This window comes from Coleofasciculus sp. E1-EBD-02 (assembly GCF_040218245.1).
In the GTDB taxonomy this organism is placed as follows: Bacteria; Cyanobacteriota; Cyanobacteriia; order Cyanobacteriales; family Coleofasciculaceae; genus Coleofasciculus.
Genome location: NZ_JAVJQN010000007.1, coordinates 47,307 through 62,688 on the forward strand (window position 1 = coordinate 47,307; position 15,382 = coordinate 62,688).

The following is a 15,382-nucleotide window of genomic DNA, read 5'->3' on the forward strand; positions in this document are numbered from 1 at the left end:
GGGAAATTCTTGCTAGCGTTAAGGTGTTAGTTGTGAGTAATCAGATACGTGAAGGAAACTAGTGGGGAGTTATCTCAAAACCAGGTTCCCTACGAGCGAAGCGAAGGGTCAAAGCTCTCTGCCTTGTGGTCGCGTCTTAAACGCATTGGTAGTTTGACCTGGAAAAATCAAGCCTTGCTAACCAGTTTGGCGGTTACAGGTGTGTTGCTGGGGACTCGCCAGTTAGCGCTTTTGGAGCCATTGGAGCTTTATGCTTATGATCGGTTGATGCAGTTGCGACCGAGTTTACCCCCTGACCCACGCCTGTTGGTGGTTGAGGTGACGGAGCAGGATATTGAATCCCTAGAGCAGTGGCCCATGACTGATGCGGTGATGACGCAGCTACTGCAAAAGCTACAGCAGCATCAACCGACGGTGGTTGGTTTGGATATGTATCGGGATATTCCCATACCTCCGGGTAACGCTGAATTAACCCAACTCTTTAACAACAGCGATAATCTCATCCCTATTTGTCGGCTAGGGAACGAAACCAAGCGAGGGACTCCCCCACCGAAAGCTGTGCCTCAGGAGCGGGTTGGCTTTGCGGATTTAGCCATTGATGAAGGGGGTGTTGTGCGTCGGGCGTTGTTGTTTCACAATGCCGAAATTCCTGAAGGTTGTAGCACCCGCCTTTCCTTTAGCTTTCAGTTAGCCCGGTACTACCTCGAACAAAAAGGAATTGAACCACAAACGATTACCCAAGACGAACAAGAGTATCTCAAATGGGGAGATGTGGTTTTCAAACCCCTAAAGCCCAAGTCAGGAGGGTATCAAAAGGCGGATGCGGGTGGCTATCAACTTTTATTGAATTACCGCTCTGAGGACAAACTCGCCGATAGTGTGACCCTGACAGACGTTCTCGAAGATCGTCTTGATCCGAGCTTAGTCAAAGACCGCATCGTCCTGATTGGGATTTCTGATCCGGCAGAAAATGATCTGTTCTACACACCCTACAGTTCCGAAGGGGAAGTTCTGCAAAAAATGCCGGGAGTAGTTGTTCATGGTCAAATTGTCAGTCAACTGCTCAGTACCGTTCTCAATGGACGCAAGCTGTTTTGGTTTATACCTGAGTGGGGAGAAGTGGTCTGGATCGGGGTTTGGTCATTGACGGGCGCTATCCTGATATCCATCACTCACAATATCCGGCAACTGCTGCTGGCTGAGACAGTAGCGCTTGGTCTTTTGGGCGGCGTATCCTTTATGGTGTTTCTGGAGGCAGGTTGGATACCCGTAATGATACCAGCCTTGGGACTGGTGATGTCATCTACAGGGGTCTTGGCTTATAGCGCCTACCAAAATCAGCAAGAACGCGCCCATTTTGCCCGTCTACTCCAAGAACAGGAAAATAATCTCATTGCCCTTCAGGGTTTATTACAAGATAGAACCAGCTTTGCTCCAACCACTCAGGAGGCTGAAGATGACGATCAGACTCTGATTGCAGAACAGCAAGAGGTAACCCTAAGCGAAGAAACGGCTATTGCCCCATCGCAGCAGGATGGGGATGGAGAAACGGCAATTTGGACACCTGATGCAGTTCAGAGCAAACCCGCGCCAACGGTTAAACCATCTGACAATCCCAACCTTTTAGCCGGACGCTATAAGATTAATCGGGTTCTCGGTTCTGGGGGGTTTGGTCTCACCTATTTAGCTGAAGATAGCCACAGACCGGGCAAACCCAAATGTGTGGTCAAGCATTTAAAACCCGCCCGTCGCGATGAACGATTTCTCGCCATTGCCAGACGCCTCTTCCAGACAGAAGCAGAAATCTTAGAAAAGTTGGGCAGACATTCTCACATTCCCCAGTTGCTGGCATATTTTGAAGAAAGTCGGGAATTCTATCTTGTCGAAGAATACATTAAAGGAGATTCACTCAGCGACGAGTTACCTGTAGATAAGCGAATGCCAGAAGAGCAAGTGGTCAAGCTAATCAAAGGTCTCTTAGAGATTCTGGTGTTTATCCATGAACATAATGTTATTCACCGGGATATCAAACCCAGTAACATTATTCGTCGCCAAACTGATAGTCAATTGGTGTTAATTGATTTTGGGGCAGTCAAACAGATTCAACCCCAACAAAAGCTTGATCAGGAACATGATACCCAGGAACATAATACGGTGGCTGTTGGTACTCGTGGTTATGCACCGTCAGAACAATACGCTGGACACCCGACTCTGAGCAGCGATATTTATGCTGTCGGGGTGATTGGTATTCAAGCTCTGACAGGCATTCCTCCTCACCAGTTAGTACTGGATTCAGAGACAGGGGAAATTAGCTGGCGTCATTTGGCAAACGTGAGTGACGAATTCGGTGAAATATTAGAAAAAATGGTGCGCTACTACTTTATGGATCGATATCAGTCTGTGACAAAAGTGTTAGAGGATTTAAGTACCTTGCCAACTCAATCTTAGAGCGAATGCCACTAACTGGTATGCTGGTGGGTTTCGACTTCGCAAGAGCCCACGATGGCGGCGTAGCACACCTTAATTGGTGGATTAGCATTGTAAAATTGTAGGGTGCGTTAGCGTAGCGTAACGCACCTGAAGGGGTGACAAGCAGCTCGTCGATTCTTTATCTGCTCGCCTCAGCCATTCCTGCCTCAATCTCAATCAATTGCAACAGGATTTAGCCACAGCCTTATCGATTTCCCACCACTACGAAACGAACTTAGGCTACCTACAAGAAAAAGCCACCACCATTGAAGTTAACGCCAAAAATTACCAGCATTGTGTACAAGCGATCGCGCAACTCGACCCCAACGGCGACCTCACCTTCCTAGAACGATTTGGCGAGTTTGCCACAGAGAGGTATCTCAGCCACGTACAAACCGACTACCAAGCCCTCAGCGCCGGATTAAAACCCCTAGTGCAGCTCTGCAAAAATACTTGAGCAGCTTCGTAGATACGATGAAGCAGGGGGAGCTGAGGGAGCTGGGGAAGCTGGGGGAGATATTAGCTGTTCAGTTATTTCTGCCTTCTTGCACTAGAAAATTTTATCAAAACTATCGCTGGAATCATCGAAATTGAGAAAACCAAGAACGAACGCACCCTCAACCAAACCGTCGCGATCGCGAGTGTGGGAATTAGCACTGCATCACTGGCTGCATCTGCCCTGACTGAACAAGCAGAAGGGATTGTCAAGAGTATTTTACCAGTACCTGCCAATCAACCGACACCCGCCCTAAACCATTGGACAAATTTCAGTTTAACCTTTGGCTTGAGCGTATTGATTGGCATCGTCAGTGCTGTAATTACTGGGATAGTTTTAGATATCGGAAGGAAGAGATAATTTTGTTGGGTTTTAACCTGAAGTTCTCCTCGTACAGCAACAGCAGAGAGAACTGGTTGACTTTTTACGGTATCTGACGCCTCTGTAGGGGCGGGTTTAACTACTATCTTTTCGGTTGCACCCATAAGTGACTAAACCCGCCCCGACCATCCATGTCAACTTAAGCCATAACCCTTACCCATTCTAATTTTCAGCTATTGGAGAAGGGCGGGTTTAGTCAAGTTATCAGTTGGGTGCAAAATGTTATCTGTAAAACCCGCCCCTACATCCCTACACCTGTCAGCCGACTCCCCCCATCTCCAATACTAAGAAGCCCAGAGAACTAAGCCGGGTTCATAGAGACTAGAAAGATGTTTGTGTTTGGGGAAAACCCGGAGAGACAAACCTTGTAAGCCACTGGCATCATAACTGATATCTGCCGTGTAGATACTGATATTGTGTTCGTCAGTTCCCTGGTAATCCATCACCACAGGTACGCCATTCACAATTTGCCCATCGGCATTAACTGAACCTTGGTAGAGTTCTACCTGTACATCATTATCCGTTAGTCCCGCTAGATTGATGCGGCTTTTCACGGCAACCGATTGATTGACCATGAGATCGCTGGGAGCAGCAATGTCAATGTCTTCAACTTTAATGCTGTACCACTGTTCAAATAAGTGTTGCTTCCACTGAGCGAGTGCTTTGACAGGTTGATAACCCTCGCTCGTCATCGCCTTGTACCGTTCGCTAGCGGGGAAATACCCACGCATCGCATAGTCTCGCAGCATACGAGCGGTATTAAAGGTAGGACAATTGAGCCGGATGGCATCTTTCATCTTGGCAATCCACCCACGCGGTAATCCTTCATCGTCGCGATCATAGAACAGGGGGACTATTTCCTGTTCTAGTAGGTCATAAAGGGCGTTGGCTTCTACCTCATCCTGGTACTCAGGATTATCATATTCTTCCCCATGACCGATGGGCCAACCGGTTCGCACGTAATCGGCTTCGCCCCACCATCCATCAAGGATACTGACATTCATCAGACCATTCATGGAACCTTTCATCCCAGAGGTTCCCGATGCCTCACGCGGACGACGGGGGGTGTTTAACCAGATATCACATCCTGATACCATCAGTCGGGCGATGTGAATGTCATAGTTGGGAACAAAGACGACAGAGTTATCCAATCCCGCTTCGCGAATCGTATGAATAATCTTGCGGATGAAATCTTTCCCTGGCATGTCTTTGGGATGGGCTTTACCCGAAATGACAAACTGAACTTTTCGTTTTCGTTCTTTATCACCTTGGATAATTTTTTTAATTCGATCCAGATCTCGGAGGAATAAGTTTGCCCGCTTATAAGTGGCAAACCGACGGGCAAAGCCAATGGTCAAAATGCTGGGATCTAAAACCTCACGCGCCCGATCAATTTCGGCAGGGGTAGCGCCGCGATCGCGTAAATGGTATTGTAAACGCTCCCGTACAGACATGACCATTTGAGACCGACAGGCTTGGTGATTGCGCCACAATTCCTCATCTGGAATAGAAGCCACCCGATCCCACAGCGGATCGTCTGCCTTGCGGCTAGACCAGTTTGGACCCAGGTAGCGATCATACAGTTCCTGGTTTGCCTTTGCCACGACGCTGCGAGCATGGACACCATTGGTAATCGAGGTAATCGGGACTTCATCGAGAGGTAGATCAGACCACAGTCCATGGAACATCTTCCGCGACACGTCCCCATGCAATCGACTGACACCATTAACAAAGCTAGAGGTTTTAATGGCTAACGCTGCCATGCTAAAGGGGGATTCCAAATTCCCGGTATCTTCGCGTCCCAACCCCAGAAATTCTTCCCGCGATAAACCGAAGATATTCGCATAATGACCCACATAGTACATTGCCTTATCGGGAGGAAATAGGTCAAATCCCGCCGAGACAGGCGTATGGGTGGTGAATAGTTGGGTTGACTGAGCCAATTGTTTGGCTTCAGTAAAGCTTAACCCTTCTTCCTCGATATATCGACGGATGCGTTCCAGAATTAAAAAGGCGGAGTGACCTTCGTTGAGGTGATAAACGTTGACCTTGTATCCCAAGGCTTTTAAGGCTCTAATCCCACCAATCCCTAACATCATCTCTTGGTGAATCCGCATATCCAGATCACCCCCATAAAGTCTGTCGGTGATATCTTGGTCGTAGGGATTATTTGGTTCAATGTTAGTATCGAGCAGATACAAGGAAACCGTTCCCACTTGCACGCGCCAGACGCGAGCATAAACAGTACGACCTGGATATTCGACGGCAATCTGCACTTCTGAACCATCAGCATTCCGCTCTAAGTGCAGCGGCATATTGTAAAAGTCATTAATGGGATAGCGCTCTTGTTGCCAACCATCTGCATTCAGGTATTGGGCGCAGTATCCTTCTTGATAAAGTAAACCGACTGCCACTAACGGCAAACCAAGGTCAGAGGCAGATTTAAGATGATCCCCTGCCAGAACACCCAAACCACCGGAATATATGGGCAGGCAATCGACTAACCCATACTCGGCACAGAAGTAGGCATAGCATTCCTTTTCATCGCTGTTGCCACGATGTTTACGATACCATGTCCGTTCCTTGAGGTAGTCATCTAACTGTCGAGATGCTCGTTCCATTTGTGCCAGAAACCCATCATCTTCCGCCACTTCTTCCAGACGGGCTTGGCTAATCATCCCCAATGTCAAAACGGGGTTATGGCGAGTGGATTCCCAGAGTTTACGGTCTAGGCGTCGGAACAAGTCTTTTGTTTCCACGTTCCAGTCCCAATGCAAGTTGTATGCCAGCTTGCGTAAGGGTTCCAGAACTTCTGGCAACGCGGGAGAAACGTTAAAAGTGCGAATAGGCTGCATAGAGCGACAAAATTCTAAGTCTTACACGGATAACATTGTGTACATACTTTTACACAAAGGATGAGACTTTTAATACTGTTTTCGTAACAGACTTGGGTTTATCGATGTCAGCTTCAGGCTAAAATCCCATCAGTAAGAGGTTCAGGCTCATTTTTGGGATGATTGAACAAAGGCAGATGGCAAAAGGAATTTATCATGGGTCTTAGGTCATGGAACTTACTCTTGACTAAAAAAGTCGGATGTGCATAAGGATGTAAGGATAATGATCCTAGGCTGATTTAGAGAAAGTGTCCTGAAAATACCGATCAAACATCCTGAGCGCCAGTAGACTTTGCCTATCAACAAGGGAACCACTATTGGGTATGATTAGAAAAGTTGTTGCAAAACGCAACATAATCGCCAATTCAATGATTCATACCTCTGGGAGATATTCAAGATGCTGACACTCAAGATTGTGGTCTATATCGTTGTTAGTATTTTCGTTGCCTTATTCGTGTTTGGCTTCCTGTCAAACGATCCGGCTCGTAACCCCAAGCGACGGGATTTGGAGTAAATTATACTTTGCTTCATCCCTGAGTTTTTCAAAGGGGCGAGGCGTATCTCGCCCCGCTGTGATTAGGCGCGGTAAGGCGGTACGCTTCGGATTTGTTCCTTCGACCGTTATTGTTGAAAAATGCCCCAACCCGTTCAGCCGCCTGAAACTCCTGCCATTATTCAATCGTTAACGACTGAGGACGCTGTTGCTCCCCTTTCGTCCTCACCTGTCAGTTCAGTACCGACTCGCCTTCCTCACCCAACTCCAAAGGGACTGGCGACACCAACCCCACCTGAAACGTTACCGCCAGAGTTTTCATCAGACATAACATCTTCACAGGCTGCTCTGCTAGGACGGTCGATTTCTGCCCGTTATTCGCCTACAGAGAACCAAGGAACCGAGGTGTCACAGAGCAGAGATGCCAAGACGAGTGTAGCGGGTCATGATTTGCCGTCAAACCGCACCGGAGACTCCCGCGATCGCACGCCGCCACCCCCGATATCCAGTCCGGTGGAATCCTTACCCTTGAGTGGAAACAATGCAGAAGTTCCCAGTCAAAGGCTTCACGGAAATGAGATAAAAGGACGTGAGGACTTTTTAGACGCACAGGATAAGATACCTGCTCACCGTTCAATGAATGCGGCTAATTCACCTCAGCAAAAGTTTGTAACCACCTGCGGACAAGCCGATGAGCAGAGGAGTAATGTAGAGACGTGCCATGGCACGTCTGGGAGCAAGCTAGCAGAAGAGATGGGAACAGCGGCAGATTTGCAGCCCTGTTGCACAAGTCAATCGGCAAATGCCCAGTCTGACCCGATCTCAACTACGCTAACAGACCAAAAAAAGGTAGAAGGGATTGATTCTGATGCTTTCAGCACGAACTTAACCTCTGAGACAACGAATGCGAGTTCGGTAGGTTTCTCCGCCGTAACCTTGGAACTCTCAAATGTCGAACGTATCATCACTCAAGAGCGGGGAGGTGAGATCAGAGAGTTTGAATTTACACCTCCCCCATCCGATCGCCTAGTATTACCGAACCCAGCGATAGTTCCTGCACCGGATCTTCATCAGCGACAGCCGCGATCGCAAACCTCCGAACCAACCCCTGAGCCGTCAACCTCAGAAGATACTGAACCTGCGGCTCCCGGTCCGATCACAGGGGTGCTGGAACTGACCGCTGATCAACAGGAATATGATCAACAACGACAGGTAATTACCGCCCAAGGCGATGTCCTATTGCGGTTTCGCGGCGCTTTGCTGGAAGCGGATCGCGTCCAAGTTAACCTACCGAATCGGATTTTGGTGGCTGAGGATAATGTGGTGTTGACGCGAGGGAATCAGGTATTACGAGGCGAACGCTTTGAGTATTCCTTTGTTCAGGATAGCGGCGTAATTTTTGATGCCAGTGGGGAATTGTATGTACCGACATCCGGTACTGATTTGACAATCTTACCCTCTCCTGCTGATCCAAATGCTCCCGAAGAACAACGACCAATTAGCGATCGCGTTCTCAGCAATCAACCTCTTCAAGACATAACCAATCCAGGCTTTTACTCCTTCTTTCTCGGCGGAAGCTTCGGCACAACCACTACGGGAAATTTCTCGAATGTCGTTTCGGGTGCGCCACAGGCTGCAGGAACAATCAACCGATTCCGCTATGAAGCCGATCGCATTGATTTTGAAGGATCAGAAGCGATCGCTCAAAATGTGCGGATCACCAATGACCCCTTTTCCCCACCCGAACTAGAATTACGAGCAGAAACGGCTCGATTTCGCCGGATTTCGCCCTTAGTAGATGAAATCGTTGCCACTCGCCCACGACTGGTATTCGATCAAGGGTTATCCGTACCCACATTTCGGAATCGGGTGGTCATTGATCGTCGGGAACGGGAACCGGGTTTACTTCAGTTTGGCTTCGATGATGATGATCGCGGCGGTTTATTTATTGAGCGATCGTTTAATATTGTCAGTACTCCAGGGGTACGATTTAAAGTCACCCCCCAATACTTTCTCCAGAGAGCCGTCCTTGGTGAACAAAACCCCAATACCCCAGACAAAGATGATAATGGTCTTTTAGACCCCTCCTCCTTCGGTCTCAAAGCTCAACTAGATGCCACCTTTACCCCCCGAACCACCCTAAGGGCTTCAGCCACCTTCACCAACCTTGATCCCGATGAATTGGACGAAGAACTCAGAGCCAGTGTGCGACTCCAACAGGTTATTGGTACAGGTTTACCCCATAACTTGAATCTGGAATATAGTTTTCGCGATCGCCTGTTTAATGGTTCCTTGGGCTTTCAAACCGTGCAGCAGAGTCTGGGAGCGGTAATCACATCCCCAGTAATTCGCTTAGGGGACACAGGGATCAATCTCACCTATCAAGCAGGGATTCAGGCAATTAACGCTAGGACAGATCGACAAGACTTGCTACCTCCCCCTCCACGAGAGAATAACCGCATCGACTTAACACGCTATCAAGCCAGTGCTACGTTGAGCCGAAGTTTCACACTCTGGCGAGGTGAGGCTTTGCCCTTAACCCCCACCGAAGGATTACGATATACACCTAGACCTGTGGTTCCTTTTTTGGCAGTGCGGGGAGTAGTCACCGGGGTTGCTAGCGCCTATAGTAGTGGCGATACCCAGGAATCTCTCAGTGGTACAGTTGGGCTTGTCGGTCAGCTCGGGCATTTTTCCCAACCCTATCTCGACTACACTCGATTTAACCTCAGCTACACTCAGGTTGCACGGGGTAACTTATCCCCATTTCGGTTTGACCGAGCGGCTGATAGAATTGTGCTTTCTGCTGGCATCACCCAACAAATCTACGGTCCATTTCTGGCTGGTTTTCAGACCTCTTTCAATTTAGACACGGGTGAGGAAATCAGTACGGATTTATTTTTGGAGTACAGCCGTCGCACATACAGTATTCTCCTACGCTACAATCCAGTTCAGGAGTTAGGTTCAATTAGCTTACGAATTAATGATTTTAATTGGAATGGCAACCCAGGACTGTTTGATGGTTCTGCCATTCGTCCAGTCGTACAGGGAGTAACTCGCTAAAGGTCATTGGTCATTCGTCATTGGTCATTGGTCATTCGTCATTGGTCATTTGTCATTTGTCATTGGTCAGGCAATAGGCAATAGGTAAGGTAGAGTTTTGAGTTATAGCAGTACGCTCTCGCGTCGTTACAGTACAAATGTTCTAATGCACTCCTGATAAAGCCTCCATTTCTAATGTGTAAATACACGCCTAGCGTAGCGCTATAACTTCCCCAGCTCCCCCAGCTTCCCCAGCTCCCCCAGCTTCCCCAGCTCCCCCAACTTCCCCAGCATCCCGACTCTTGGACGGGAAAGTATAATCTGAGTAGCAACCCCATTGCCCCAGAAGAAGGTTAAGCTAGGGAAAAAAGGCAATCTCAATAGCTGGCTCGGTGCAGAACCCAGGCTCTTGGTAAAATAAACGGCTGATTTATTCCCCTGAAAAAATAGATATGGTATGATGATAAATTTTATTAGCAAAAATAAATTCATCAATATGGGAATTTGCCATATACCAAAAGAAAAAAGGATAATTTTCAGCTATCCTCAGCTAGCTTTGAGGTCAAAAGACGAACAAAATTTAACCCCCTTCACTTATTGTTTCTAACTCAAGCAGAAACCGGAGTACACAGAATGAGTCAGGCAGATAAACTCAAATTATTGATAGTGGACGATGAGCCTGACAATTTAGATTTATTATATAGAACCTTCCGACGAGAGTTTCGGGTTTATAAAGCGGATGGGGCGATGAGCGCTCTGAGCGTTTTGGATGAACAGGGAGAAATGGCGATCATTATCTCTGATCAACGGATGCCCGTGATGAATGGTACAGAATTATTGGGGAAAACAGTTGATCGCTTCCCGGATACAATTCGGATTCTGTTAACGGGCTATACCGATGTTGAAGATTTAGTCGAAGCCATTAACTCCGGCAAAGTTTTTAAGTATATTACCAAACCCTGGAATCCGGAAAGTCTGAAAGTCATCGTTCAACAAGCAGCCGATACGTACCGAGTTCTCAAACAAAGAACCAATGAACTGAGTCGCGCTTTACGCCGCGAAGAACTCTTTAATGTCGTCACAACAGCCATTCGTGAGTCGCTAGACTATGGCAGTATGTTGCAAACCGTTGTCACCACAATTGGTCAAACCTTCGAGGCGACGAGTTGTATCCTGCAACCTGTCGATGGTAATCACCTGATTTCAGACTCATTTTCTTACCAAGCTAAGTCAACAAAAGATTCTGAATCGTTACCTGATGTTGAACCGATTGTGCAAAATGTGCTGGAAAACTGGAAAACCCAGCTTATTCAACAGCTCAGTGATGGTAATCATTCGGTGCATCTAGTTGTTCCTCTGATCTGGCAACAACAGCTATTGGGCGTGTTATCCCTTTATAAACAACAGTGTGATCAGCCTTGGATGTCAGAGGATATTAAACTCATTGAAGCTGTCGCTGAACAGGCAGCGTTAGCCATTTCTCAGGCAAAACTCTACCAACGCACCCAATTACAAGCCGAACAGATGCGGGCTGAATTGGAGGTAGCTCGCCAAATTCAAAATAACTTGTTGCGCCAAAGTTTACCTGAGGTGGAAGGGGTTAAAGTTCAAGCCCACTGTTATCCCGCACGAGAAGTTGGCGGTGATTTTTTTGAAGTCTACGTGCATCCTCAAGGCGATGTTTGGCTGGCGGTTGGTGATGTGTCAGGAAAGGGAGTGCCTGCGGCTTTATTTATGGCAAGTGCGATTTCTATCTTGCGCCGAGAATTGGCTCAAGAAATCTCTCCAGAACCGGAGGTAGTGATGCGAAACCTGAACAGTATTATGTCAGATGATCTGTTCAGTACGAACTGTTTTATCACGATGGTATTAGCGCGGTATACGCCAACCTCGCGACAGCTTGTCTATGCGAATGCAGGTCACATTTATCCGTTGGTTTGGGCGCATCATTTAGTTGCCCAACAGCAATCTGCACCGGAATCCTCTGTAACCGTAGAACCGGATTACCTACAAACTCGGGGGATTCCCCTGGGTATTCTTCCGGAGTGGAAAGCCAAAGCCGGAACGTTGACGTTACATTCGGGGGATGTTGTGCTGCTGATCAGTGATGGGATTACAGAAGCAACGGTTAAGGACGTAAAACACGACACCCATTCTCAAAACTCTAAAAATAGTAAATCCTTGACGAATTCAATGTTGGGGACATCGGGTCTTTGGCAACTTCTGCTTCATGAGCCAGCTCCCTTTAATTTACCCCATTTATTAGTTCGCATCCGCGAGGAGACGAATAATGTTCAGGAAGATGACCAAACAATTCTCTCGATGGAGGTTTTATAGTTGATGAAAACGGAGCTGCATGTACCAAGTGACTTGAAGTTTTTGACGATTGTTGAAAGCTGGTTACTGGGAAGTTTGGAAGTAGCGTTAGGAGATTCAGTGGATTGGCAACATCAATCGAGTCGGTTAAGACTGGCGTTAGTTGAAGCCTATTCCAATGTGGTGCGTCATGCTCATCGCGATCAACCCAATTTACCGATTTTGATTCGCTTGGAACTCAAAGAGCGGGACATTGCTTTGGAAATTTGGGATCACGGCAAAGGGTATGACATCACCAACTATAGTCAACCCTCTCCAGAGGCTAAACAGGAAAGCGGATATGGTTGGCTGATTATGCAAAAGCTGATGGATCGAGTCGAGTATCGCTTGCAGATCAATGGTCGTAATTGTCTGAAGATGGAGACGAGCTTACCTAAGGCTGACGAATGATTAGATAATTGTATCCCATTTCCGGAACGTCTGTAGTATAATATCTGAGATTGCGGAGATTGTTACGAGATATTACAAAAACAACCATAATCCTAATTAAATCTATAAGCTTTGTTAAATTTACTTGATATAGATGTCTGAATCTATAGGATTTTAAATTAAGTCAAGCCGAAAGAGCGACTTGACTGTCTGTCTGTTAAGGATGCCCTTGTTTCGAGGACTGGTGAGCCTCTGAAACCAAGAGTTAGCTGTTAAGTTTAGTGCAACCCATCATTCCTGTCAGGAACCCCATAGAAGACAGCTAGGGGCTTGATTCAAGCCCAAACCTGACCAGCCTAAGACCTACGCGGTCTACGTTATGCCTAAGCGTTAAAGCTCCTACCTTGGGGTGCGTGCCAGCCCCAAGCTCTAGAACTCCAGCATTAAACAAGCTTACAGGGTTAAACCAGTGTGTTGGAGATAGTACCGAGGCATAACTTAGGCGAGGCAAACTTCACCCTGGAAACAGGAGATAACCAACTCATGTTTGTATTCGTTGTAGACAAAAACAGAAATGCTCTTAATCCATGTCATCCTGCACGGGCTAGGAAGTTTCTCAAGTCTGGGAGGGCAGTTGTGCTGCGGCGCTATCCATTTACCATCATGCTCAAAGATGTTGGGGAAAAACCGAATAGTGATAAGCAAAAGTACCAACTTAAATTAGACCCTGGTAGCAAAACTAGCGGTATCGCCATCCTGAAAGAGGACAGAATAATTTGGGCAGCCGAGTTAAATCATCGCGGTCACTCAATTAAAAAATCCTTAGATTCTTGCCGTGCATTGAGGAGAGGAAGACGAAATCGGCATACTCGTTACCGTCAACCTCGATTCAACAATCGTAAACGTCCCGATGGTTGGTTGGCTCCTAGTCTCCAACATCGAGTAGATACTACGATTACCTGGGTCAATCGACTCATACGTTTTTGCCCAATTGGTTCTATCTCAATGGAGCTGGTTCGCTTTGACACCCAACTAATGCAAAGCCCGGAACTATCTGGCGTAGAGTATCAACAGGGTGAACTTGCTGGGTACGAGGTAAGGCAATATCTCCTGAACAAATGGGGGCGGCAATGTGTTTACTGCGGCAAAAAAGGTGTCCCCCTGGAGGTGGAACATATTCATCCCAAATCTAAGGGAGGTAGTAATCGAGTCAGCAACCTTACTCTGTCTTGTGTTAAATGTAATCAGAAAAAAGGAAATAAGCCTATTGAACAATTTCTATCTCGTAAACCCGACTTACTTAAAAGGATTTTGTCGGTTGCCAAGCGACCTTTAAAGGACGCGGCGGCTGTCAATTCAACCCGATGGTCGCTGTATCGGGCTTTATCTGAAACGGGTCTACCCGCAGAAACAGGAACTGGTGGTAGGACAAAGTTCAACCGAACCCGTCAAGGATTATCTAAAACTCATTGGCTAGATGCTGCCTGTGTTGGCAAATCAACTCCAGACAAATTACAGGTGTTGATAGATAAGCCGCTGATTATCAAGGCTACAGGTCATGGTACTCGGAAGGTGTGTCGCACTGATCGATACGGGTTCCCTGTCCGTTATGTTCCTAGGAACAAATTTGTAAAAAGCTTTCAGACTGGCGATATCGTCAAGGCGATTGTCACCAAAGGCAAAAAGATAGGGACTTACATAGGTCGCGTAGCTGTGCGAACTACAGGTAGTTTCAATATCTTGACAGCCAATGGTTTAGTCCAAGGTATTAACTACAAATATTGCAGTCACGTACACGGGAAAGATGGATACCAATATAGCTTCTAAAGAAGTCCTGTCGGACTGCTATTTATGTAAGGGGACGAATTCCTCCCCATACATAAATGACAGAGGTTTCCATTCGTCCCCTTACCAACCCTAATTTTCGATGAAACAGCCGTTTATCTTGTCTCCCCGCTACCGATTGGATGATGATTCTCCATGGTTAGAAGGAATTGATCCATCACGCCACTATTGGATTACCGTCAATGGTGATCCGGATATCCAGGTCGCAATTCCAGGATTAACGGTGTCATCACTCAAGGAATGGAAGCAAATATTATGGCGGTTCCGAAGTCTTCAAGCGGGCGATCGCATGGAACTGCGGCGAATTGCCAACACCTCAACCATTCAGTGTATCAGCGCCAATTGCTACGCGATCGCAACCACGATTGACGGCGCGGCTGTCTGGCATTTGTTTGACCAAGAAGCATTAGAGAGTTTGTTAATGACAGCTCATCCCGATTGGCTTTGTGCGCCTAGAGATATTGAGTTGGGGCGTCAAGTACTCGCTCGTTCCTGGGAGCAAGTGGCGGCTTAGTTGTCATTGGTCATTTGTCATTCGTCATTTGTCATTCGTCATTTGTCATTCGTCATACTCGCTCCCTTGAGAAGCAAGCTACGTCATTTGTCATCGTCTTAAGCTGAGGAGTTCTTGAGGCGACGCTAACAGCTTAATTCTGACGAAACTAATCTGTTGTTCGGGATTGAGAATAAATATCCAACCTACATTGACACTAAATAGTGGTGTTTGTACTCTGCCCTTGACTTGAATTTGAGTATCCTCGTTTTCATGAGGTTCAACGATTCCGGTTTTGGGCGATAGTTGCATGTCAATGGCTTCAGCCTTTAGGTAGGTTGCGATCGCCTCTTGCCCTTGGATGGGTTCCTCAAACGGTGGCTGCATCACACCGTTATCCGTAAACAATGCGGCGGTTGCGTCATAATCCCCAGCATTCATCGTTTCAAAGTAACGCAAAATCACGGACTGGGTAATGCCCTCTATAGTCATTTCAGGGTTGTTAGTAACGGTATTGCCTTCAT

11 protein-coding genes are annotated in these 15,382 nt (G+C 47.1%); 9 read left to right on the forward strand and 2 right to left on the reverse strand.

The genetic code is table 11. The annotated features are described in order from the left end of the window. Positions 1-48 precede the first annotated feature (48 nt). From RIC07_RS00805 to RIC07_RS00815, 3 genes are all read left to right on the forward strand, one after another. Entirely contained in the window at positions 49-2,448 is a 2,400-nt protein-coding gene (locus RIC07_RS00805) for a CHASE2 domain-containing protein (RefSeq protein WP_446392844.1), read from the forward strand. A 202-nt stretch (positions 2,449-2,650) separates the two neighbouring features. Next, positions 2,651-2,926: a hypothetical protein gene (locus RIC07_RS00810; protein ID WP_446392845.1), complete on the forward strand. Its 276-nt coding sequence runs from the start codon at positions 2,651-2,653 to the stop codon at positions 2,924-2,926. A 186-nt stretch (positions 2,927-3,112) separates the two neighbouring features. After that, positions 3,113-3,325 (forward strand): hypothetical protein, encoded by a 213-nt coding sequence (locus RIC07_RS00815; protein ID WP_446392846.1) that lies wholly within the window; start codon positions 3,113-3,115, stop codon positions 3,323-3,325. A 305-nt stretch (positions 3,326-3,630) separates the two neighbouring features. Here the strand turns inward: RIC07_RS00815 and glgP are convergent, their stop codons facing one another. Further along, on the reverse strand, positions 3,631-6,201 hold the full coding sequence (gene glgP / locus RIC07_RS00820) for an alpha-glucan family phosphorylase (RefSeq protein WP_446392847.1): 2,571 nt from the start codon (positions 6,199-6,201) through the stop codon (positions 3,631-3,633). A 436-nt stretch (positions 6,202-6,637) separates the two neighbouring features. Here glgP and RIC07_RS00825 point away from each other — a divergent pair, with 436 nt between their 5' ends. The 6 genes from RIC07_RS00825 to RIC07_RS00850 all read left to right on the forward strand — a co-directional run bounded on the left by RIC07_RS00825 (position 6,638) and on the right by RIC07_RS00850 (position 14,879). Continuing rightward, on the forward strand, positions 6,638-6,754 hold the full coding sequence (locus RIC07_RS00825) for a photosystem II reaction center protein I (protein WP_006099131.1): 117 nt from the start codon (positions 6,638-6,640) through the stop codon (positions 6,752-6,754). Between the two features lie 120 nt (positions 6,755-6,874). After that, a complete protein-coding gene (locus RIC07_RS00830) occupies positions 6,875-9,796 on the forward strand; it encodes a DUF3769 domain-containing protein (RefSeq protein ID WP_446392848.1) in 2,922 nt (973 codons plus the stop codon). Positions 9,797-10,408: 612 nt separating this feature from the next. Continuing rightward, positions 10,409-12,112: a SpoIIE family protein phosphatase gene (locus RIC07_RS00835; RefSeq protein ID WP_446392849.1), complete on the forward strand. Its 1,704-nt coding sequence runs from the start codon at positions 10,409-10,411 to the stop codon at positions 12,110-12,112. Positions 12,113-12,115: 3 nt separating this feature from the next. Further along, the gene (locus RIC07_RS00840) at positions 12,116-12,541 is read left to right on the forward strand and encodes an ATP-binding protein (protein WP_446392850.1); all 426 of its coding nucleotides are present in this window, start codon (positions 12,116-12,118) and stop codon (positions 12,539-12,541) included. Positions 12,542-13,063: 522 nt separating this feature from the next. Beyond that, a complete protein-coding gene (gene iscB / locus RIC07_RS00845; RefSeq protein WP_446392851.1) occupies positions 13,064-14,347 on the forward strand; it encodes an RNA-guided endonuclease IscB in 1,284 nt (427 codons plus the stop codon). Between the two features lie 100 nt (positions 14,348-14,447). Continuing rightward, on the forward strand, positions 14,448-14,879 hold the full coding sequence (locus RIC07_RS00850; protein WP_446392852.1) for a hypothetical protein: 432 nt from the start codon (positions 14,448-14,450) through the stop codon (positions 14,877-14,879). A gap of 90 nt (positions 14,880-14,969) precedes the next feature. Here the strand turns inward: RIC07_RS00850 and RIC07_RS00855 are convergent, their stop codons facing one another. Continuing rightward, positions 14,970-15,350, reverse strand: a complete 381-nt coding sequence (locus RIC07_RS00855) for a YybH family protein (protein ID WP_446378422.1) — start codon at positions 15,348-15,350, stop codon at positions 14,970-14,972. Between the last annotated feature and the right edge of the window lie 32 nt (positions 15,351-15,382).

Bases quoted from the DNA above. Each gene is read 5' to 3' on its own strand.
- glgP (WP_446392847.1), bottom strand. From the start codon at position 6,201: ATGCAGCCTATTCGCACTTTTAACGTTTCTCCCGCGTTGCCAGAAGTT.
- RIC07_RS00825 (WP_006099131.1), top strand. From the start codon at position 6,638: ATGCTGACACTCAAGATTGTGGTCTATATCGTTGTTAGTATTTTCGTT.
- RIC07_RS00830 (WP_446392848.1), top strand. From the start codon at position 6,875: ATGCCCCAACCCGTTCAGCCGCCTGAAACTCCTGCCATTATTCAATCG.
- RIC07_RS00835 (WP_446392849.1), top strand. From the start codon at position 10,409: ATGAGTCAGGCAGATAAACTCAAATTATTGATAGTGGACGATGAGCCT.
- RIC07_RS00840 (WP_446392850.1), top strand. From the start codon at position 12,116: ATGAAAACGGAGCTGCATGTACCAAGTGACTTGAAGTTTTTGACGATT.
- iscB (WP_446392851.1), top strand. From the start codon at position 13,064: ATGTTTGTATTCGTTGTAGACAAAAACAGAAATGCTCTTAATCCATGT.
- RIC07_RS00850 (WP_446392852.1), top strand. From the start codon at position 14,448: ATGAAACAGCCGTTTATCTTGTCTCCCCGCTACCGATTGGATGATGAT.
- RIC07_RS00855 (WP_446378422.1), bottom strand. From the start codon at position 15,350: ATGACTATAGAGGGCATTACCCAGTCCGTGATTTTGCGTTACTTTGAA.